The following is a 20,605-nucleotide window of genomic DNA, read 5'->3' as shown; positions in this document are numbered from 1 at the left end:
AAAATGGGTGCAGTACAGGTAAATGCAAATTTCCCGGGGCTTTCCACTTTCTGTCCCTCAACAATGCTCAAGACAGAAAGTCTTAAGCACCCGCCGCATATCTTATCCCTCTGAATTAAAATGCAAAGATGTAATTAATTTTCGCGCAAATTACATTTTTCTGCGAGACGTCCTCAGAGAAATATATTGATATTATTAATAGCGATGCCAGAAATAATAATGGGGTGAATATCTCACCCCATTTAGTCAGCGATTAATTAACAGCTTCATCCCATTGCGCTTTCACGCAGGCGGGCTTTCAGCTTGTTATATTCGTCGATCACATACTGTTCCGCTGCGCGCTGATCCGCTATGGGCTCCACGTTTACGGCGCAGTATTTATACTCCGGCGTTTTGGTTATCGGGCTTAAGTTCTCCGTCACCAGCTCGTTACAGGCGCCAATCCACCACTGGTAGGTCATATAGACCGCGCCTTTGTTCGGACGGTCGCTGACCTGCGCGCGGGTAATGATGCGGCCTTTACGCGAGTTCACCCACACCAGCGCTTCATCTTCAATACCGAGCCGTTCGGCATCGGCGGTGTTGATCTGCGCGTAGCCCGGTTCATCCGCCAGCGCCGCCAGCGCGGCGCAGTTGCCGGTCATGGAACGGCAGGAGTAATGGCCCACTTCACGCACGGTGGAGAGCACCATCGGATACACGTCGGTGAGTTTATCGATCGGCGCGACCCAGTCGCAGGTGAAGAATTGCGCCAGCCCGTTCGGGGTGTCGATTTTTTCTTTAAAGAGGTACGACGTTCCCTGATCCGCCTCTGACTCATCCCGGCATGGCCACTGGATGTAGCCTAGCTCACCCATTTTTTCATAGGTTGCCCCATAAAAGTCCGGGCACAGATGCCGCAACTCGTCCCAGATCTCCTGGGTGTTGTTGTAGTGCATCGGGTAGCCCATCCGGGTGGCGATTTCGCTGATGATCTGCCAGTCCGTTTTCAGATCCCACTTCGGCTCGACAGCCTTGAAGAAGCGCTGGAAGCCGCGGTCTGCCGCCGTATAGACACCTTCATGCTCTCCCCAGGAGGTCGACGGTAAAATCACATCCGCCGCCGCCGCGGTTTTGGTCATAAAGATATCCTGAACAATCACCAGCTCCAGATCCTCAAACCCTTTACGCACCGCAGACAACTCGGCGTCGGTCTGGAGCGGATCTTCACCCATGATGTAGGCCGCACGCACTTCACCGTGCGCCGCGCGGTGCGGCAGCTCGCTGATGCGATACCCCGTGTGCTCAGGCAGGCTCTCCACGCCCCAGGCCTTCGCGAATTTCTCGCGATTTTCCGGGAATTTGACGTACTGGTAGCCCGGATAGGTGTCCGGCAGCGCGCCCATGTCGCACGCGCCCTGCACGTTATTCTGACCACGTACCGGGTTCACGCCCACATGCGCTTTACCCAGATTGCCGGTCAACATGGCGAGGCTGGTGAGCGAGCGCACGGTTTCCACGCCCTGGTAGAACTGGGTCACGCCCATACCCCACAGAATGGCGGCGGTTTTCGCTCCGGCGTACATCCGCGCCGCCTGGCGGATCTCCTGTGCGCTGACGCCGGTTATCGCCTCTACGGACTCCGGCGTATAGCCTTCGACAATCTTGCGATACTCTTCAAACCCTTCCGTACGGCTCGCGACAAACGCCTGGTCGTAGAGGTTCTCCTCAATAATGACGTGCCCCATTGCATTTAACAGCGCGATGTTCGAGCCGTTTTTCAGTGCGATGTGCATATCGGCAATGCGCGCGGTTTCAATTTTGCGCGGATCGCAGACGATGATTTTCGCCCCGTTCTGTTTGGCGCGAATCACGTGATTCGCGACGATAGGGTGAGAATCCGCCGGGTTATAGCCGAAGATGAACACCAGATCGGTGTTATCTATCTCGTTGATGGCATTACTCATTGCGCCGTTACCGACCGACTGGTGCAGACCTGCAACCGATGGGCCGTGTCAGACGCGAGCGCAGCAGTCGACGTTATTGGTACCAATAACGGCGCGCGCGAATTTTTGCATCACATAGTTGGTTTCATTCCCGGTTCCGCGTGAGGAGCCGGTGGTCTGAATCGCATCCGGGCCATACTTGGCCTTGATGGCGCTAAGGCGCGTGGCAACATAATCCAGCGCTTCATTCCAGGAGACGGCTTCCAGCTTGCCGCCGCGCTCGCGGCGGATCATAGGGGTTTTCAGGCGCGGGGTGAGGATTTGGGTATCGTTAATAAAATCCCAGCCGTAGTACCCTTTCAGGCACAGCGTGCCCTGATTGGTTTTACCCTGCGCCGCTTCCGCCCGGACGATTTTGCCGTTATCGACCACCAGGTGGATCTTGCAACCTGAGGCACAATAAGGGCAAACCGTGACGACTTTTTTCATCGCTTTGCTCCAGTTAAACAGTTCTTACCTGCCCAATATGCAGCTTCTATGCCATGTTTTTACTATGGGTATTTCCTGACTTTACGACCCTTTGCGGGGCAAAACCCTGACGAAAAACAGCCAATCGTCAAAATTGACGTGTCGAAAGGGCAGGGGATGTGACATGGATTGAATTTCCGTCACGTAAAAAACAATTCGGCTGGAGCCGGCGGCAGAATGGTTCAGACTTAACATAATTCCCTGACGGAAGCATGCGATGAAACCGGCGATTCTGGTGGTTGATGATGATGTCGCAGTCTGCGAACTGCTACAGGATGTGCTCAGCGAGCACGTCTTTACCGTGCTGACGTGTCACACCGGTCAGGAAGCGGTGAACCGTGTCCAGCAGGACTCCGGCATTGCGCTGGTTCTGCTGGACATGATGCTGCCGGATATCAACGGATTACAGGTTTTGCTGCAGATGCAAAAGCGGCGACCGTCGCTACCGGTGGTGATGCTGACGGGGCTGGGAAGTGAATCAGATGTGGTCGTTGGGCTGGAAATGGGCGCTGATGATTACATCGGAAAACCGTTCAATCCGCGCGTGGTGGTCGCCCGCGTTAAGGCGGTGCTGCGTCGTACCGGCGCGCTGGCTGCGGAGCCTGCCGCGCCGCGCGTTGAAGGTATTGCCTTTAACGGCTGGACGCTGGACACCACCCGCTGCGAGCTGAGCGATCCGCAGCGTAATACCGTGCCGTTAACCCAGGGCGAATATGGCCTGCTGCTGGCATTAACGCAAAACGCCCGCCGGGTACTGAGCCGTGAACAACTGCTTGAACTGACCCACAGCGAAAGCGCCGAGGTCTTTGACCGCACTATCGACGTGTTGATCATGCGGTTGCGGCGAAAAATTGAGGTTAATCCGCACCAGCCTCTGCTGATCAAAACCATTCGCGGTCTGGGCTATGTTTTTGCCACGGACGTTTCCCATCATGAGAAAGCCGCCTGACCGTTCTCCTGAATAAACGTCTGAAGCTCGGCCAGCGTTTTCGCGCCGTCAATTGCATTAGCCGCCAGCAGGCTGGCCCGCGCGCAGGCGTGCGCCAGATAAATACTCTCCGTCAGCGGCAGGGATTCATGGCAGCCGTATAAAAAGCCCGCGCAAAACGCGTCGCCCGCGCCGACGCTACCGATAATCTCGTCCTGCGTCAGCTTCCACGACGGAACCCATTGCCCTTTTTCACCCGGCGCTTCACCCCATGCCCCTTCCGGACAGTGGATCACCACCCGCTGTCGCACGCCTGCCGCCAGCAGCTGTGCGGCAGCGTCGGCGATATGGGCCATGTTCAGCGCATCATGGCCGTCGCGGATCTCAAGCCCGCTAAACTCACCGGCTTCCAGCTCGTTAATCACCAGATAATCAAGATGGCGCAGGGCAGGGAGCACCAGCGGCTGATAGCGCGGGTCGCCCTTGCGGGACACCAGATCGAGCGAGGTTTCATACCCCTGATCGTGCATCTGTGCCAGTAACCGCGCGCTGCGGGTGCCAAATTCGTCATCCGGCATGTCCAGGCTGTCGAGCAGCAGCAGATAGCCGAGATGGAAGATCTTCAGCGATCCGTCTAAACGATCGAAGGCGGGAAGATCCAGCAGGCGGTTGGCGCCCGGCGAGTGGAAAAAAGTGCGCTGTCCGCTGGGGTCGGTCATCACCTGCGACATCGACGTTGGGGAGAACGTCGTGCGCTGCACACGCTGGCGATTGACGTGATACTGGTCGAGCATCGCCAGAATATAGTCTCCGTCGCTGTCTTCCCCAATCAGCCCCACCGCCTGTAACGGCAGGCCGACATGCATTTTTGCCAGCGTCAGCAGAACGTTGAGCGGCGCACCGCCGGTTGAGCGTTCGCTGTGGGTGATTTCTGCCAGCCAGCCGCGCTCCGGCCACTGTACGATCTGGTGGACGTGATCCACCAGCATATTGCCTGCGGCGACGATCCCTTTGCGTTCCATTAGGCCTGCCCCGCACTGCCGAAGATGCGCATCTGTTCCGCAACCGTATCGGTAATGGCCTCTTCAATGCCCAGCAGCAGCTCGGCAAACTCATCGTAAAGCGATTGGCGGTTCGCCATGCGTTGCTCAACGGCGGCAAGTGCGGCCTGCGACATGCCGGTATAGAAATTGATTTTATGAATACCGAGTTCAATGGCGCGGCGGAAATCAGTGTCGCTTATGCCAGAGCCACCGTGTAAAACCAGCGGCAGGCCCGTCTGCTGGCGAATGGCGTCCAGACGCGGAAAATCAAGCTTCGGCTCGCCCTTGTATTTGCCGTGCGCGTTGCCAATGGCAACCGCCAGCGCATCGATGCCGGTTGAATCAACAAATTCGCGCGCCAGTTGCGGGTCGGTAAAGAAGGCTTCATCCGCATGACCGTACAGCGCGCCACCTTCATCCCCGCCTACCGCGCCCAGCTCCGCCTCTACCGAGACGCCCACCGCGTGGCACATCTTCACCACTTCCCGGGTCTGGCGGATATTTTCCTCATAGCTCAGCGTGGAGCCGTCGAACATCACCGAGCTGAACCCTAAACGCAGGGCGCGCACCACCGCCTCAAAATGCAGTCCGTGGTCGAGGTTAAGCACCACGGGAATATCGTGGCGGGCAGCTTCGAATTTCACCGCTTCCACCAGCGACTCCAGAGACACGTACTTAAAATGCACTTCGGCGATGTTGATGATAAACGGCGAGCGTTCCTGCTTCGCGGCGGCAAACAGCGCGCGCAGGAAATGGGAGTCGAGCACGTTGAACGCGCCCAGGGCGTAGCGGTGTTCCCTGGCGTGGGCCAGACCGTCGGCAAGAGAAATCAATGGCATCATTCACTCCTTATATCCGAAAGAGGGTGTACTCGTTGCACAGCACCAGCACCGCCGGTTCGTCTTCTTCAATGGTGTTGTAGCGGTCAATGGGCTGTAAAAAGTGGTTGTCGTGTTCATCGTCATTGACCGACGACACTTCGCCCACCAGCACGTCACCAAAGCCGCGTTCACCCCAGAAACTGTGGTACAGGCCGGGCGTCAGGCAGATGCTCTCCCCAGGCGTGAGGCGCAGCTGGCTGCCGGGCGCGTGCGTCTGCCGACAGCCGTCTATCGTGACGGTCACGTCGGTGTTTTCGGTCTCTTCATGCGCGCCCGCATTCCATAACTCAATAATCAGATTCCCGCCGCCGCGGTTAATAATGTCCTCCCGCTTGCGCCAGTGAAAATGCATCGGCGTCACCTGGCCGTCGCGGACGTGCATGATTTTTTCGGCATAGCACTTTTCATAGGGCACGCCGTTGGGGGAGCCGTTGCGCAGGGTGAAAAGCGTTAACCCCTGTGCAGCGAAGTTGTTGCCACCAAATGCCGTCACGTCCCAGCCGAGCCTGAGGTCAAACACCTCCTGCCATGCTGCCTGGTCAAGCTGCTGCCATTTTGTCGGCGGAAAGCTGGCAAAAGGGGGGAGATGCACGTCGTGCATGGAGAAGAACTGCCGTGTGTGGCCGAGGATTTCATTGATGTCGGAGCGTTTCATGGGGACTCCTTACTTTTTTTGCCGCCCCCTCACCCTAACCCTCTCCCCAAAGGGGAGAGGGAACTTGAACACCCTCTCCCCTTTGGGGAGAGGGCCGGGGTGAGGGGCTTACTTAACCGTCCACCCCTTATACGTGCCGACGTTCTTTTTATCGATCATCGTCACCGGGATCAGCACGGGCTCTTTCGGCGCAGGTTTGCCCTGAAGAATGTCATAGCCGATCTCCACCGCCTTCGCCGCCATCACCTGCGGATCCTGCGCCGGGGTAGCAACAAACAGCGAGTTTTCGCGCTTCAGGGCTTCTTCACCGTCCGGGCTGCCATCCACGCCAACGATAAAGAATTCGTTGCGTTGAGCCTGTTTAGCCGCCAGATCGGCGCCGATCGCGGTCGGATCGTTAATCGCGAATACGCCGTCGATCTTCGGATTGGCCGCCAGCAGGGAGGTCATGACCTCCAGGCCGCCTTCGCGGCTGCCTTTGGCGTTCTGATTATCCGAGAGCACTTTGATATCCGGGTGGCGCCTGAACTCGGTCTGGCAGCCCTCCACGCGGTTTTGTACCGCAGAAACCGGCGGTCCGTTGATGATCACCACGTTGCCTTTACCTTTCAGGCGGTCGGTAATGTACTTACAGGCCATTTCCCCCGCCTGAGTGTTATCGGAGGTGATGGTCGCATCGGCCCCTTCCGCCGCCACGTCCACCGCCACGACCACGATCCCCGCCTCTTTAGCGCGTTTTACCGCGGGGCCGATCCCTTTGGAATCCGCGGCATTGAGGATGATCATGTCTACTTTCGCCGCAATGAAGTTATCGATCTGCGACACCTGCTGGCCCAGATCGTACCCGCTGGAGACCAGCGTCACCTTGACGTTGTCCCCCGCCAGCTTGCGCGCTTCCAGCTCGGCACCTTTGGTGATCTGCACGAAGAACGGGTTAGCCAGGTCACCCACCGTCACGCCGATGGATTTCAGATCTTTTGCCTGCGCAAACGGGGTTGCGGCCAGCAGCGCGCCAGCACAGAGCGCGGTCACTAAGGGCTTCAATCTCATGCTGTATTCCTCACGTAGGGTATTGTTGTTATGCACTTTGATGGTGTCGGGTACGGTATTTGTCGATCAGCACCGCTATGATGATCACCGCCCCTTTGATCACCAGCTGCCAGAAATAGGAGACGCCCATCAGCGTCATGCCGTTGTTGAGGGTGGCGATGATCAGCGCGCCCACCAGGGTGCCGGTGATCGTGCCGATCCCGCCGACGAAGCTGGTGCCGCCGAGGATCACCGCCGCAATCGCATCCAGCTCGTACCCCGTACCGAGGTTGCCGTTGGCGCTGTAGAGACGTGAAGCACTCATCACGCCGCCTAAGCCCGAGAGCAGGCCACTCATGCCGTAGACAAACAGCAGCACCAGCCAGACCTTAATGCCGGTTAAGCGTGCCGCCTGCATGTTGCCACCAACCGCATAGATGTGAACGCCGAGGGTGGTGCGGCGCAGGATGAACCAGCACACCACAATCACCGCCAGGGCGATCACCACCAGCCACGGAATCGGGCCGAGGTAGTTATTGCCGATCCACTCGAAGTTAATGTTGGAGTTAATAACCGTCGTGCCGTCCGCCAACAGGTAGGCCGCGCCGCGCAGCGCCGTATAGGTGCCGAGCGTGACGATAAACGGTGGCAGCCCGGCGAAGGCCACCAGCGCACCGTTGAACAGCCCCAGCACCGTACCGAGCATCAGCGCCGCCGGAATGGAGAGCATCGCAAATTCAGGGATAAGCGACACTACCATCGCCGCCACTGCCGTGGTGCCCAGAATCGAGCCCACGGAGAGGTCAATCCCGCCGGTCAGGATGATGAAGGTCATCCCGGCCGCCAGCACAATGTTGATCGACGCCTGCCGGGTAATGTTGAGCAGGTTGCTCTCGGTGAAAAAGTTCGGGGCGATAAAGCCAAATACCGCCACAATCAGGATTAAAATCGGCAAAATGCCGATCGTTTGCATCAGATCGCTCATCAGCATTTTTTTGGCGGAGGCGGATTTCGCCACCTGCTGCGGATGGGTTGGAGTTGTCATAATTACACCGCCTGATGATGTGTGTCGTTTACGCCGGTTGCCAGCGTCATGATGTTTTCTTGAGAGATGTCGCGCCCGTGCAGTTCACCCGCAATGCTGCCTTCCCGCATCACGTACACCCGGTCGCTCATCCCTACTACTTCCGGCAGCTCGCTGGAGATCATCAGTATCGCAACGCCTTTGCGCGCCATCTGGTTCATGATGCGGTAGATCTCGCTTTTTGCGCCGACGTCTACGCCGCGCGTGGGCTCGTCCAGAATCAGAATGCGCGGGCCTATCGCCACCCAGCGGGAGATCAGCAGTTTTTGCTGGTTGCCGCCGGAGAGCCCGCCCGCGCGCACCTGTGAATGGGGCACGCGGATATTGAGCAGGGCGATGGCGTCATCGGAAATCGACTGCGCTTTTTTGCGGTTCAGCCAGCCGAAGGTGGCGTCGCGCTCCAGCGTCGCCATGGTGATGTTCTCCTGCGCCGCCAGCTCCAGAAACAGACCTTGCTCCTTGCGGTTCTCGGTAAGAAAACCGATGCCGTTCTCAATGGCCGCGCGCGGGGAGTGGATCACCACCGGTTCGCCGTCCACCTCAATCATGCCGCCGGTGGCTTTGCGCACGCCGAAGATCAGCTGCGCCAGCTCGGAACGCCCGGCCCCGACCAGCCCCGCCAGTCCGACGATTTCACCGGAGCGCACCTGCAAACTACAGGGCTGCACTTTTTTGCCGTCGGTGAGGTGGTGGACGTTAAGACGCGGGCTGCCGAGGGGAATATCGCGCTCTTTGTTAAACAGATCGCTGAGCGGACGGCCCACCATCATGCGCACCAGCTCGGAGGCGTTGAGCCTGTCGCGCGTCAGGCTGCCGACGTATTGCCCGTCGCGCAGCACGCTGACGCGGTCCGAGAGTTCATACACTTCCGCCATCCGGTGGCTGATGTAAATAATCGCCATGCCTTCATCGCGCAGGCGCAAAATCAGTTCGAACAGACGGTGGGTTTCGCGCGAGGAGAGGGCGGCGGTAGGTTCGTCCATCACCAGAATGCGGCTGTTGCGGTGCAGGGCGCGGGCGATCTCCACCTGCTGCTGCTCGGCGATCGCCAGCTTCATGACCAGGTCGGTGGCGCTGAACTGCGCACCGAGGCGGTCAATGACCGCCTGCGCCTGGGCAGCCATCTCTTTGCGCTGGACCAGCCCGCCGCGCGACAGCTCGCTGCCGAGAAAAATGTTTTCCGCCACGGTCAGGTTAGGAGCAAGCTGCATCTCCTGATAAATCAGGGTAATGCCTGCGGCCAGCGCATCCTTCGGCCCTTTGATATGAAACGGCTTACCGTCGATGAGGATGTCGCCGCTGCTGGCGGTATAGGCACCTGCGAGGATCTTCATCAGCGTGCTTTTTCCGGCGCCGTTTTCCCCCATCAGCGCGTGGATCTCACCGGGGAAAACCGTCAAATCCACGCCCTTGAGCGCGTGGAAATTGCCAAACGTCTTGGCAATATTGCGCATCTCTAAAACCGGGGTTCTGCTCATGGCGGATCTCCTGTGAATGTCGATATCTGCACTTCATCACAGGCGCGTAAATGCAAAATGTCAGAAGCTGTTCATATTTGTCATAGTTATGAATAGCTAATCGCCATCACATTTTCCTTTTCCCTCTCCCTGTGGGAGAGGGCCAGGGTGAGGGCACCAATCCGCAGAGGAGCCCAAACCCATGTCTTCACGCCCCCCGTTCTTCACCAGCGCCCGCGGACGCCTGCTGATTTTTAATCTGCTGGTGGTCGCCGTCACGCTGATGGTGAGCGGTGTGGCGGTGCTCGGCTTTCGTCACGCCAGCCAGATCCAGGAGCAGGTCCAACAGCAAACGCTGGATGACATGATCGGCAGCATGAACCTCGCCCGTGATACCGCAAATGTGGCAACGGCGGCGGTGCGGCTGTCGCAGGTGGTCGGTGCGCTGGAGTACAAAGGCGAAGCCGAGCGGCTGAAACAGACGCAGATGGCGCTGCGCCACTCGCTGGATCAACTTGCCGATGCGCCGCTGGCGCAGCAGGAGCCGGCGCTGGTGGCGCGAATTATTCGCAGGAGTAATGAGTTACAGGAGAGCGTGACGGGAATGCTGGAGCGCGGGCAAAAGCGGCATCTGGAGCGTAACGCGCTGCTCAGCTCGCTCTATCAAAGCCAAAGCTACCTGCGTCATTTGCAGGATATCAACCGCCGTTACGCGAGCAATGTGCCAGACGCCCGACAGCTTGCAGAGATGGACAGGCTGATCGTTGCCGCCATTGATACCCCTTCACCGCGCGCCACGGTGCAGCAGCTGGATGCAGTAACCGCGGGGTTACCCGCGAGCGCCCTGCAACCGGTGGCCAACCTGGTGCTCCCGGATTTTAATGATGAGCTGCGCAAGCTCGCACCACTGTCGACGCAGCTGGAGGAGAGCGAACTGTCCATCAGCTGGTACATGTTCCACATCAAGGCGCTGGTGGCGATATTAAACAGCGACATTAATCAGTACGTTGAACAGGTGGCGCAGGCTTCCCGGCTTCGCACGGCCCAGAGCCATCACGAGCTGCAATCCATCAGCGTGTTTATCAGCATCTTCGCGGTGCTGGCGCTGATCATCACCGGCTGTGCCTGCTGGTATATTTACCGCAATCTGGGCTCCAACCTGACGGCTATCTCAAGGGCGATGTCGCGTCTCGCTCATGGGGAGCAGGATGTGTCGGTGCCCGCGCTACAGCGGCGTGATGAGCTGGGGGAACTGGCGCGCGCGTTTAACGTTTTCGCCCGCAATACCGCTTCGCTGGAGCACACCACGCGGCTGCTGAAGGAGAAGACCTCACAGATGGAGGTTGACCGCATCGAACGTCAGGGGCTGGAGGAGGCGCTGCTGCACAGCCAGAAAATGAAGGCGGTCGGGCAACTGACGGGTGGCCTGGCGCATGATTTTAATAACCTGCTGGCGGTGATTATCGGCAGTCTGGAGCTGACCGATTCGGCATCACCGGACGCGCCGCGCATCACCCGTGCGCTTAAAGCCGCGGAACGCGGAGCCATGCTCACCCAGCGTCTGCTGGCCTTCTCGCGCAAGCAATCCCTGCATCCACATGCGGTAGAGATGAAGCCGCTGCTGGAGAACCTGAGCGAGCTGATGCGGCACTCGCTTCCCGCCACGCTGACGCTGGATATTGAAGCGCAAACCCCGGCCTGGCCCGCATGGATTGACGTCAGCCAGCTGGAAAACGCCATTATCAACCTGGTGATGAACGCCCGTGATGCAATGGAGGGGCAAAACGGTGTGATTAAAATTCGCACCTGGAACCAGCGTGTGACCCGTAGCGACGGGCGCAGGCAGGATATGGTCGCGCTGGAGGTGATTGACCACGGCTGCGGGATGTCGCAGGAGGTGAAATCGCAGGTCTTTGAACCGTTCTTCACCACCAAACAGACCGGCAGCGGCAGCGGGCTAGGGCTGTCGATGGTGTACGGCTTTGTGCGCCAGTCGGGTGGTCGCGTTGAGATCGAAAGCGCGCCGGGGCAGGGAACCACCGTGCGGCTCCAGTTGCCGCGCTCGACGCTGCCCGCGTTCTCCGATGATGTCGTGCTGGCGACCACGGCCCCGGCAGAAAGTGAGCTGCTTGTGCTGGTCCTGGAAGATGAGGCGGGCGTGCGTCAGACCCTGTGCGAGCAACTGCACCAGCTTGGCTACCTGACGCTTGAAGCCGAAAACGGCGAGCAGGCGTTGAACATGCTGGACGCATCACCGGATATCGGCATGTTTATCAGCGACCTGATGTTACCGGGCGGCCTGAGCGGTGCGGAGGTGATCGGCCATGTACGCAGCCACTATCCGCAGTTGCCGGTTCTGCTGATCAGCGGGCAGGATTTGCGCCCGGCGCATAACCCGCAGCTGCCGGACGTTCCGTTACTGCGAAAACCGTTCACCCGCGCACAGCTGGCGCAGGCGCTGCGCAAGGTGATGGTAATTTGAGATTCCTCCGCTACTCCCGCTAACAGCCAGTCATTACTTTAAGGCCAGTTCACCTGCGAGTCTGGCCTTATGAAACGTTACTCTACCGCTCTGTTATTGGGTCTGCTGACTTTAACCAGCCAACTGGCGCATGCCGATGTGATTGATGATGCTATTGGCAATATTCAGCAGGCGATCAACGACGCCTATAACCCCGGCAGCAGCCGTAATGACGATGACGACGATCGTTACGATCGCAGCCGTCAAACCGACAGCCGCCAGTACGACGATCGTCGCCGGCAGTTAGAAGACCGACGCCAGCGCTTAGACGAGCGTCAGCGGCAGCTGGATGACGACCGGCGTCGGTTAGAGGAGGATGAGCGCCGGTTAGAGGATGATTACGATCGGTGGTAAACCCCGGTTTCGCAACGCGTAGGCCGGGTAAGGCGCAGCCGCCACCCGGCAAAACCTAATCCAGCACCAGTACCATCCCGTCATACCCCGCTTCAATGCCGGACGGCAGCGGGTTATCCATCATCCAGACGTCAAACTGATGACTGATATGCGTCAGGATCACCTGCGGACAGCCAATCACCTCGTTCAGCGCAATCACCGTATTCAAATCACAGTGGTTGCGCGGCGTCTCCTGGCGCGGTTCATGGCTACAGTCAATAATCATCGCCTGCGGCTGATTATTTAGCAGAAACGTCACCGTTTTATCCGGTAGCCCGGCGGTATCAGAAAGCCACGCCACGCGGCTGTGGGCGGACTCGAGCAGATAGCCAAATGTGAGTTTTGAATGGTTGAGCGGCAGCGGCGTGACCCGCAAGCCCTGAAGTTCAAACGTCACAAACGGCTCCACCGTGTGGCTGAAATCGAGAAGGCCCGGATGTTTGAACAGGTCGTCACAGCCTGCGTCGTCCGGCGGACCGTAAACCGGAATGGTCGCCCCCACGCCCCAGCGCAGAGGAAACAGCCCCTGAACGTGATCCATATGATAGTGGGTAAGCAAAAACTGCCTGAAACTCCCTGCGGGCCAGTCGTCCATCAGGTGTGGAATACCCGCGTCCAGCAAGGTGACCGCATCGTTGAATTTCACCGCCGCGCTGCAGGGGCGACGGCGATAATTTTCCTGTAAACGCGCCCGTCGGCACGCCGCGCAGTCGCAGCCAAACACCGGCACCAGCTGCGCCCCTCCGGTTCCTGTCAGCGTGATCGTCAGACTCATAACGCACCTCTACAGCGGTTTGGTGAAGCGGAAATGGCTTTGCGTATACCCTTCACGTACATAAAAACGGTGCGCGTCCACGCGCTTCACGCTGGTGGAAAGCTCGGTCAGCTCGGCGCCTGCCTGGCGTGCGATCTCCTCTGCCCAGGCCAGCAGCTGGCTGCCCACTTTCAATCCGCGCGCCTGCGGCATCACCACCAGCTCCTGGATCTCGCCGATCCAGCGGGCGTGGTGCAGGTGAAACTGCATGTGCAGGCCGATCATCCCGATGATCTTCCCGTCCAGCTCGGCCAGCTGGTAGCGCATATTGTGATCCTGCAAGTTGGCCAGATACCCGGCGTGAAACGCCTGATGATCGAACTCGGCCTGCTTAAGTTCGCAGATCAGAGCGTAAACGATCGGCGCATCGTCGGCGGTGGCGGGGCGAAGCTGGCAGTCAGGCATGCTGTTTCTCCTTCTGGCGAATAAGCGATAGAAAGGTCTCGACTGACTGTAGCAAACTTCCGTCGTTATTGAGGAGATGGCAACCCGACGGGGTGTAGCGCGCCGCCCGTTCCAGCCGCTGGTCGATCTCGCGTGCGTTTTCGCGCCCCCGCTTTTGCAGCCGGCTACGCAGAACCTCCGGGGAAACCTGCAAACAGACCGGGAGCAGCGCCGCTTCGTACCGGGCGCGAGCCTGCGGGAGATGCGCCCGTGAGCCGTTAACCAGCACGTCGAACCCCGCGTGCAGCCAGAGGTCAATCTCAATGCCGACGCCATAGTAGTAACCGTTGGCATGCCAGCTTAGCGCCAGCAGGTTTTGTCCGGCGCGGGTAAAAAACTCCTGCTCGCTCAGGGCGATATGGTTTTCGCTTCCGGCGTTGGCATCGCGCGTGATATAGCGGTGCGCCACCAGCAGCTGTGAGTGTTCCCGCTGCCGTAACGCCGACAGCAGGCTGTCCTTCCCGGAGCCGGACGGGCCCATTAACCAGATGAGTCTTCCCATCAGAACACCCTTTTTCCCTGACGCCAGACGTGGTCGATATGAATGTGCTCGCCCTTACGGTGCGCCAGCACCAGATCGGCCCGTTTCCCCTCGGCAATTTCCCCGCGATCGTGAAGATTAAGCGCCGAGGCCGGGTTTTTCGTCACCAGACGAATTGCCTGCGGCAGCGTGAAGCTATTGCCTTCGTCGTCCGCGACGCGGAAGGCCGCGTCCAGCAGGCTGGCGGGGTAATAGTCAGATGAGAGGATATCCAGCAGGCCGAGGGAGGCGAGCTTGCTTGCCGCCACGTTGCCGGAGTGTGATCCGCCGCGCACGATGTTCGGCGCACCCATTAGCACGTTCATGCCATGCTTACGCGATGCCTCTGCCGCCTCGAACGTGGTGGGAAATTCGGCGATCACGCTCCCAAGCTGGTGGGATTCGCGGACATGATCGTGCGTGGCGTCATCATGGCTGGCCAGGGCAATATTACGGTCACGGCACATCGCGGCAATGGAGAGACGATTCGGCTGCGACCACCGCGCCGCAAGCTGGAGCTGCTCTTCTTCATAGCGCGCCATCTCGGCATCATTGAGCGCGTATTTGCCCTGATAGTATTCGCGATACTTTTCAATGTTGGCGAACTGGCGCTGCCCCGGCGAGTGATCCATCAGGGAAACCAGCGAGACCGGCTCGCGGCCCACCAGCTTTTCAAACAGCGGCAGGGTAGTGTGGTGCGGCAGCTCGCAGCGCAGGTGCAGGCGGTGCTCGGCGCGGTTGAGGCCGCGCTTTTGCGTCTCCTCCACGGCATTGATCATCTTCTCCAGGTTCTCCAGCCGATCGCCGCCGTCGCGCACGTCGCCGATCGCCACCGCGTCCAGCACCGTGGTGATGCCGCTGGCGACCATCAGCGCGTCGTGGCTGCTCATCGCTGAATGCGCGGGCCAGTCGACCTTCGGGCGGGGCGTGAAAAATTTATCAAGATTATCGGTATGCAGCTCAATCAGCCCCGGCAGCAGCCAACCGCCTTCGCCATCCATCGCGTCCGGTGAGCGGCTCTGGGTTTCAGCAAAGGCGCGGATGACACCGTCCCGGACCTCAACCGAGCCGTTCACGACCTCATTTTCCAGTACCAGCCTGACGTTATTGATAATCATACGTTTGTCCCCATCGGGTGCAGTCTGTCCGCCACGCGATGGCGTACGGCGTCGTCGTGGAAGATCCCGACGATCGCCGCGCCGCGCGCTTTGGCCTGTTCGATCAGTTCCATCACCGCTGCGCTGTTTTTACTGTCGAGCGAGGCGGTGGGTTCATCCAGGAGTAAAATCGGGTAATCGACGATAAAGCCGCGGGCGATGTTCACGCGCTGCTGTTCGCCGCCGGAAAAGGTCGACGGGGCGAGGTGCCACAGACGCTCCGGTACGTTGAGACGCGTCAGCAGGCTGGCGGCTTTAGCGGCGCAGGTTTCGCGCGGCACGCCGAGATCCAGCAGGGGCTGCATGACCACGTCCAGGGCAGAGATCCGCGGGATCACCCGCAGGAACTGACTGACCCAGCCGATCGTCGAGCGGCGTACTTCCAGCACCTTGCGCGCGGGAGCCTGGACCAGATCGACCCATTCATTGTTATGGCGGATATGAATATGGCCTTCGTCCGGCAGGTAGTTGGCATACAGGGAGCGCAGCAGGGTGGATTTTCCGCTGCCGGAATGGCCATGCAGCACCATGCATTCGCCGTTGCTGACCTCTAATGAGGCATTTTGCAGTACCGGCAGGCGGACACCGTTTTGCTGGTGGAGCACAAAGGTTTTACTGACATTTTCAACGTGGATCATTTTTGCCTCGCGATTCGTTTTGCCGGGTGGCGGCTTCGCCTTACCCGGCCTACGGGTGCGGTGTTCGTTTTGCCGGGTGGTGGCTTCGCCTTACCCGGCCTACAGGTGCGCTGTTCGTAGGCCGGGTAAGCGCAGCGCCACCCGGCAACAGCGCCCTCAATTCTGCAATACGGACGACACCAGCAGCTGGGTGTACGGATGATGGGGATCGTCGAGCACCCGGTCGGTCAGCCCACTTTCCACCACCTGACCCTGCTTCATCACCAGAAGACGGTCCGCCAGCAGGCGCGCGACGCCTAAATCATGGGTGACAATCACCACCGCCAGGTTCAGCTCCACCACCAGGCCGCGCAGCAGGTCGAGCAGGCGAGCCTGCACGGATACGTCCAGCCCGCCGGTCGGTTCGTCCATAAACACCAGCTTCGGATGGGTGACGAGATTGCGGGCAATCTGTAAACGCTGCTGCATGCCGCCGGAGAAGGTGGTCGGCAGGTCGTCGATGCGCGAGGCGGGGATTTCAACTTCCTCCAGCCAGTGCTGCGCCGTGGCGCGGATATTGCCGTAGTGGCGTGCGCCGGTGGCCATCAGCCGTTCACCGATGTTGCCCCCCGCTGACACCTGACGGCGCAGGCCGTCCATCGGGTGCTGATGCACCACGCCCCACTCGGTGCGCAGCAGGCGGCGGCGCTCGGCTTCGCTCATGCCGTACAGCGACACGCCCTCATACAAAATGTCGCCATTCTGCGGCGTCAGGCGCGCGGAGATGGACTTCAGCAGGGTGGTTTTACCGGAGCCGGACTCGCCGACGATGCCCAGCACTTCGCCCGGCCACAGCTCAAACGACACGTCGCTAAAGCCTTTGCCCGGCGCATAAAGGTGAGTCAGGTTGTTAACCGAAAGCAGCGGTTTCATTGGCTGTTCGCCTCGCTCTGTTGGCGGCAGTAATCGGTGTCGGAGCAGACAAACATCCGTTTGCCCGTGTCGTCCAGCACCACTTCATCCAGATAGCTGTGTTTGGATCCGCAGATGGCGCACGGCTCGTCCCACTCCTGCACCGTAAACGGGTGATCGTCGAAATCCAGGCTCTCTACGCGGGTAAACGGCGGTACGGCGTAGATGCGTTTTTCACGTCCGGCACCAAAAAGTTGCAGGGCGGGCATCATGTCCATCTTCGGGTTATCGAATTTCGGGATCGGCGACGGGTCCATCACGTAGCGGCCGTTCACCTTCACCGGGTAGGCGTAGGTGGTGGCGATATGGCCGAAGCGGGCGATGTCCTCATACAGTTTGACCTGCATGATCCCGTACTCTTCCAGGGCGTGCATGGTGCGGGTTTCGGTTTCCCGCGGCTCGATAAAGCGCAGCGGCTCCGGGATCGGCACCTGGAAAATCAAAATCTGATCTTCAATCAGCGGGGTCTCCGGAATGCGGTGACGGGTCTGGATCAGCGTCGCGTCTTCGGTTTTTTCAGTGGTGTTGACGCCCGTTACGCGCCTGAAGAAGTTGCGGATCGACACGGCATTGGTGGTGTCGTCTGCCCCCTGGTCGATGACCTTCAGCACGTCCGCTTCGCCAATCACGCTGGCGGTGATTTGAATACCGCCGGTGCCCCAGCCGTAGGGCATCGGCATTTCGCGGCCGCCGAACGGCACCTGGTAGCCGGGGATCGCCACAGCTTTAAGGATGGCGCGGCGGATCATGCGTTTAGTTTGCTCGTCCAGATAGGCAAAGTTGTAGCCGCTTAAGTTAGCCATTGGCGCGCTCCCGTTGCAGGCGTTTCAGCAGTTCCAGTTCGGCCTGGAAATCGACGTAGTGCGGCAGCTTGAGGTGCGAGACAAAGCCCGCGGCCTCAACGTTATCCGCGTGGGCCAGCACGAACTCTTCGTCCTGTGCCGGGCCTGCAATATGCTCGCCGTAGTCCGGCGCCTGGAGCGCACGGTCAACCAGCGCCATCGCCATCGCCTTGCGCTCGCTCAGGCCATACACCAGCCCGTAGCCGCGGGTAAAGTGTGGATCTTCATTTTCTGGCGCGACAAAACCGTTGACCATTTCGCACTCGGTCATCAGCAGTTCGCCGATGTTCACCGCAAACCCCAGCTCTTCTGGCACAATTTCGACATCGAGATAGCCGCTGCGGATCTCTGCCGCGAACGGGTGGTTGCGCCCGTAGCCGCGCTGCGTGGAGTAGGCCAGCGCCAGCAGATACCCTTCGTCGCCGCGCATCAGCTGTTGCAGACGGGACGAGCGCGAACAGGGATAGACCGGCGGCGTGCGGGTGATGTCATCCGGTGTGCTGCCGGTGTCTTCTTCCGCCTTCGCCAGCCCCTGGTTTGCCAGCAGGCTAAAGACGTGCGGGGAGGCGTCTTGTTCAGCATCAGAGGCGCTGAGCTGCGGTGTTTCACCGTTTGCCAGCAGAGCGAAGTCCATCAGACGATGGGTGTAGTCGTAGGTGGGGCCAAGCAGCTGGCCGCCAGGAATATCTTTATACACCGCAGAAATACGGCGCTCTAAACGCATTTCCGCCGTATTTACCGGCTCGCTCACCGCCAGCTTCGCAAGCGTTGTGCGGTAAGCGCGCAGCAGGAAGATGGCTTCCACGTTATCGCCGCTGGCCTGTTTCAGCGCCAGTGCCGCCAGCTCACGGTCCGCGATGCCGCCTTCGGTCATCACGCGGTCGACGGCCAGGTTTAACTGCTGTTCAATCTGGGCGACGCTCAGCTCGGGAAGAGCGTCATCCCCCCGGCGTCTGTGCGCCTGCAAGGCATGGGCGGCGGCGATCGCCTTCTCGCCCCCTTTGACGGCAACGTACATCAGCACACCTCCACGTGGGTAGTTCGCGGGATCGCCAACAGGCGCTCGCCGCAGGTCAGGAGCAGGTCAATGCCGAGCGGGAACGGATGCGGACGCTCGGTCAGCTCATGGATGATGCACTCCGGCAGCTGGGGGGCGACCATCCGCTCGTCGGCGATGCCTGCACCCGTCAGGCGAAGCATGCGACCACCGCTCAGGCTGGAGACTTGCAGGATCAGCGTGGCGCTAGTTTCCGGTGCGACGGCGCTGCCTTCGCTCAGGGCGTTAAGCTGCTCGTGGCTGATTTGCTCGTCTGCCACGGCGAAGACCGCCTGCTGGGGCTGCTCGACCAGCGGCGCGTTGGTATGAAAGCGCAGGTTCTGGCTGGCGATATCGTTCAGCAATGCCCCTGACAGCCATACCGGCGTGTCGTTGTCCGCCAGCGTCAGCAGCACGCTGGTAGAGGCGAGATTCAACGGCAGCCAGCCCTGCGAAAGCTGGTGCAGCGAGACGATCACGCCGGGCTCGCTCATGCCTTTCAGCAGGCGACGGAAACTCTGTTGGGCATCCTGGACGGCCAGGGTAAAGGCAGGTTGAAGCGTCATGCGTTGTCTCCGCGAACGAGCGTAAAGAAGTCGACCCGGCTGGTATTCACTTCGGCCTGACGCGCGGCAAGGCGTGCGGCGCGGTCAGCTTCCAGCGGGGCAATAAGGGTTTCCATTAAGGTCTGAAAATGCGGCTGTTCCTGTAAAAGCGCGTCGATAACCGCGCAGCGCTCGGCGTGCGTTTTGTCGCGTCCAAGTACGTAGCCGTAGCCCAGCGTGCCGCTGCTCAGGCGGATCACCGCGCGGGTGAGGGTGGCATCGCCGGCGAAGAAGCGCTCGCCGGTGCCGCCCATGCGTGCCTGGATCTGCACCAGGCCGATCTCCGGCGCGCGGATCGTGTCGTAGTCCGGCGTCAGGCCGAGCGCGTTCATGCGGGCAGCCAGCGCAGCAGGCTGGCTGTGGGCCAGCACGCGCATCCAGCGCTGACGAGTGGAGGTGTCGAAGTGCATTCAGTGCTCCATGGTAAATTCAATCATGTCGGCGCGGGTCAGGCTGACGGAGTATTCCGTTGCGTTGACGTCGCCGTCACGGTGGTTGAGGGTGCGCACGCAGAGCAGCGGGGCCATGTTGGGGATCTCCAGCACCTTGCTCTCTTTAGACTGCGCGCGGCGGGCGCTGATGCGCGTCTGGGTGCGTTTGAGCGCGATACCCGTCGCCTCCTGAAGAAAATCATGCAGGGAACCGCTGGCGAAATGTTGCAGCACGGGCCAGAGGGAGAGGTCCGCGAAGTAGTGGTCGATCTGACAGACCGCCACGCCGTTCACCCGGCGCAACGTGCGCAGGTGAACGACGTTGTCGCCCTCCTGAATCCCCAGCGCGTCCGCTACGTGGCGGGAGGCCGGGCGCAGGACAGACAGCAGCTTTTCGCTGGTGGGGTGGCTGCCCTGATCGAGCAGGTTCTGGCTAAAACGCGCCTGAGCATTGAGCGGGTAGTCAAACGGACGCATCAGCACCAGCACGCCGACGCCCTGACGACGCTGGACCCAGCCGCGTTCCACCAGCTGATCGATGGCGCGACGCAGGGTGTGGCGATTCACTTCGTAGCGGTCGGCAAGCTGCTGCTCGGCAGGCAGGTAGTCGCCGCACCGATAGTGCGTGCGCAGCTCCACTTCGAGCTTTGCCGCAATCTCTTGCCAGCGGGTAGGGTAACTGGTCGGATGTCTGGATAAGTGCATACCAATCAAAGCCTCGCT

General features: G+C 59.9%; 21 protein-coding genes. 3 read left to right on the top strand and 18 right to left on the bottom strand.

Annotated features, from left to right (window positions below):
* Positions 1-266 precede the first annotated feature (266 nt).
* Positions 267-2,414: a formate dehydrogenase subunit alpha gene (gene fdhF / locus CKK19_RS19375; RefSeq protein WP_225455205.1), complete on the bottom strand. Its 2,148-nt coding sequence runs from the start codon at positions 2,412-2,414 to the stop codon at positions 267-269.
* A 256-nt stretch (positions 2,415-2,670) separates the two neighbouring features.
* Here fdhF and CKK19_RS19370 point away from each other — a divergent pair, with 256 nt between their 5' ends.
* Positions 2,671-3,402 carry a response regulator gene (locus CKK19_RS19370; RefSeq protein ID WP_022646769.1) on the top strand — a complete coding sequence of 244 codons (732 nt, stop codon included), beginning with the start codon at positions 2,671-2,673 and terminating at the stop codon, positions 3,400-3,402.
* On the opposite strand, the gene CKK19_RS19365 is transcribed toward CKK19_RS19370, so the two are convergent.
* The 6 genes from CKK19_RS19365 to CKK19_RS19340 all read right to left on the bottom strand — a co-directional run bounded on the left by CKK19_RS19365 (position 3,384) and on the right by CKK19_RS19340 (position 9,551).
* The gene (locus tag CKK19_RS19365) at positions 3,384-4,403 is read right to left on the bottom strand and encodes a carbohydrate kinase family protein (protein ID WP_063854247.1); all 1,020 of its coding nucleotides are present in this window, start codon (positions 4,401-4,403) and stop codon (positions 3,384-3,386) included. The two genes, CKK19_RS19370 and CKK19_RS19365, sit on opposite strands and share 19 nt — an antisense overlap.
* Complete coding sequence (locus CKK19_RS19360; RefSeq protein ID WP_022646771.1) at positions 4,403-5,263, bottom strand: ketose 1,6-bisphosphate aldolase; 861 nt, start codon at positions 5,261-5,263, stop codon at positions 4,403-4,405. Before CKK19_RS19360 ends, CKK19_RS19365 begins: the two co-directional genes overlap by 1 nt.
* A 10-nt stretch (positions 5,264-5,273) precedes the next feature.
* On the bottom strand, positions 5,274-5,960 hold the full coding sequence (locus CKK19_RS19355; RefSeq protein ID WP_045309106.1) for a D-lyxose/D-mannose family sugar isomerase: 687 nt from the start codon (positions 5,958-5,960) through the stop codon (positions 5,274-5,276).
* Between the two features lie 108 nt (positions 5,961-6,068).
* Positions 6,069-7,010 carry an ABC transporter substrate-binding protein gene (locus tag CKK19_RS19350; RefSeq protein WP_003860240.1) on the bottom strand — a complete coding sequence of 314 codons (942 nt, stop codon included), beginning with the start codon at positions 7,008-7,010 and terminating at the stop codon, positions 6,069-6,071.
* Between the two features lie 28 nt (positions 7,011-7,038).
* Positions 7,039-8,034, bottom strand: coding sequence for an ABC transporter permease subunit (locus tag CKK19_RS19345; RefSeq protein WP_063854248.1), 996 nt, complete (start codon positions 8,032-8,034; stop codon positions 7,039-7,041).
* Between the two features lie 2 nt (positions 8,035-8,036).
* Positions 8,037-9,551 carry a sugar ABC transporter ATP-binding protein gene (locus tag CKK19_RS19340; RefSeq protein WP_063854249.1) on the bottom strand — a complete coding sequence of 505 codons (1,515 nt, stop codon included), beginning with the start codon at positions 9,549-9,551 and terminating at the stop codon, positions 8,037-8,039.
* A gap of 181 nt (positions 9,552-9,732) precedes the next feature.
* Between CKK19_RS19340 and CKK19_RS19335 the strand changes: the two genes are divergently transcribed.
* Together CKK19_RS19335 and yjdP are read left to right on the top strand one after the other, a co-directional pair.
* A complete protein-coding gene (locus tag CKK19_RS19335) occupies positions 9,733-12,012 on the top strand; it encodes a hybrid sensor histidine kinase/response regulator (protein ID WP_063854250.1) in 2,280 nt (759 codons plus the stop codon).
* Between the two features lie 69 nt (positions 12,013-12,081).
* Entirely contained in the window at positions 12,082-12,405 is a 324-nt protein-coding gene (yjdP, locus tag CKK19_RS19330) for a DDRRRQL repeat protein YjdP (RefSeq protein WP_017382647.1), read from the top strand.
* Positions 12,406-12,460: 55 nt separating this feature from the next.
* Here the strand turns inward: yjdP and phnP are convergent, their stop codons facing one another.
* The 11 genes from phnP to phnF all read right to left on the bottom strand — a co-directional run bounded on the left by phnP (position 12,461) and on the right by phnF (position 20,587).
* Positions 12,461-13,219 carry a phosphonate metabolism protein PhnP gene (gene phnP / locus CKK19_RS19325; protein WP_023305273.1) on the bottom strand — a complete coding sequence of 253 codons (759 nt, stop codon included), beginning with the start codon at positions 13,217-13,219 and terminating at the stop codon, positions 12,461-12,463.
* Between the two features lie 9 nt (positions 13,220-13,228).
* Positions 13,229-13,663, bottom strand: a complete 435-nt coding sequence (gene phnO, locus CKK19_RS19320; protein WP_022646777.1) for an aminoalkylphosphonate N-acetyltransferase — start codon at positions 13,661-13,663, stop codon at positions 13,229-13,231.
* The gene (gene phnN, locus CKK19_RS19315) at positions 13,656-14,207 is read right to left on the bottom strand and encodes a ribose 1,5-bisphosphokinase (protein WP_032621424.1); all 552 of its coding nucleotides are present in this window, start codon (positions 14,205-14,207) and stop codon (positions 13,656-13,658) included. The genes phnO and phnN overlap by 8 nt, the downstream gene beginning before the upstream one ends.
* Positions 14,204-15,340, bottom strand: a complete 1,137-nt coding sequence (phnM, locus tag CKK19_RS19310) for an alpha-D-ribose 1-methylphosphonate 5-triphosphate diphosphatase (protein WP_038415093.1) — start codon at positions 15,338-15,340, stop codon at positions 14,204-14,206. The genes phnN and phnM overlap by 4 nt, the downstream gene beginning before the upstream one ends.
* Positions 15,337-16,017, bottom strand: a complete 681-nt coding sequence (phnL, locus tag CKK19_RS19305; protein WP_063854251.1) for a phosphonate C-P lyase system protein PhnL — start codon at positions 16,015-16,017, stop codon at positions 15,337-15,339. The genes phnM and phnL overlap by 4 nt, the downstream gene beginning before the upstream one ends.
* A gap of 156 nt (positions 16,018-16,173) precedes the next feature.
* Complete coding sequence (gene phnK / locus CKK19_RS19300; protein WP_003860225.1) at positions 16,174-16,929, bottom strand: phosphonate C-P lyase system protein PhnK; 756 nt, start codon at positions 16,927-16,929, stop codon at positions 16,174-16,176.
* A complete protein-coding gene (gene phnJ / locus CKK19_RS19295; protein ID WP_063854252.1) occupies positions 16,926-17,771 on the bottom strand; it encodes an alpha-D-ribose 1-methylphosphonate 5-phosphate C-P-lyase PhnJ in 846 nt (281 codons plus the stop codon). The genes phnK and phnJ overlap by 4 nt, the downstream gene beginning before the upstream one ends.
* Positions 17,764-18,828: a carbon-phosphorus lyase complex subunit PhnI gene (locus CKK19_RS19290; protein ID WP_022646782.1), complete on the bottom strand. Its 1,065-nt coding sequence runs from the start codon at positions 18,826-18,828 to the stop codon at positions 17,764-17,766. Before CKK19_RS19290 ends, phnJ begins: the two co-directional genes overlap by 8 nt.
* A complete protein-coding gene (phnH, locus tag CKK19_RS19285; RefSeq protein ID WP_063854253.1) occupies positions 18,828-19,412 on the bottom strand; it encodes a phosphonate C-P lyase system protein PhnH in 585 nt (194 codons plus the stop codon). Before phnH ends, CKK19_RS19290 begins: the two co-directional genes overlap by 1 nt.
* Positions 19,409-19,861 carry a phosphonate C-P lyase system protein PhnG gene (gene phnG, locus CKK19_RS19280; protein WP_023299115.1) on the bottom strand — a complete coding sequence of 151 codons (453 nt, stop codon included), beginning with the start codon at positions 19,859-19,861 and terminating at the stop codon, positions 19,409-19,411. The genes phnH and phnG overlap by 4 nt, the downstream gene beginning before the upstream one ends.
* Entirely contained in the window at positions 19,862-20,587 is a 726-nt protein-coding gene (gene phnF / locus CKK19_RS19275) for a phosphonate metabolism transcriptional regulator PhnF (RefSeq protein WP_023305279.1), read from the bottom strand. It abuts the gene before it with no gap.
* Positions 20,588-20,605: the final 18 nt, after the last annotated feature.

It is taken from the genome of Enterobacter sp. CCUG 70166 (assembly GCF_020224095.1).
GTDB classification, from domain to species: domain Bacteria; phylum Pseudomonadota; class Gammaproteobacteria; order Enterobacterales; family Enterobacteriaceae; genus Enterobacter; species Enterobacter intestinihominis.
This window is presented reverse-complemented; position numbering and strand designations above follow the sequence as displayed.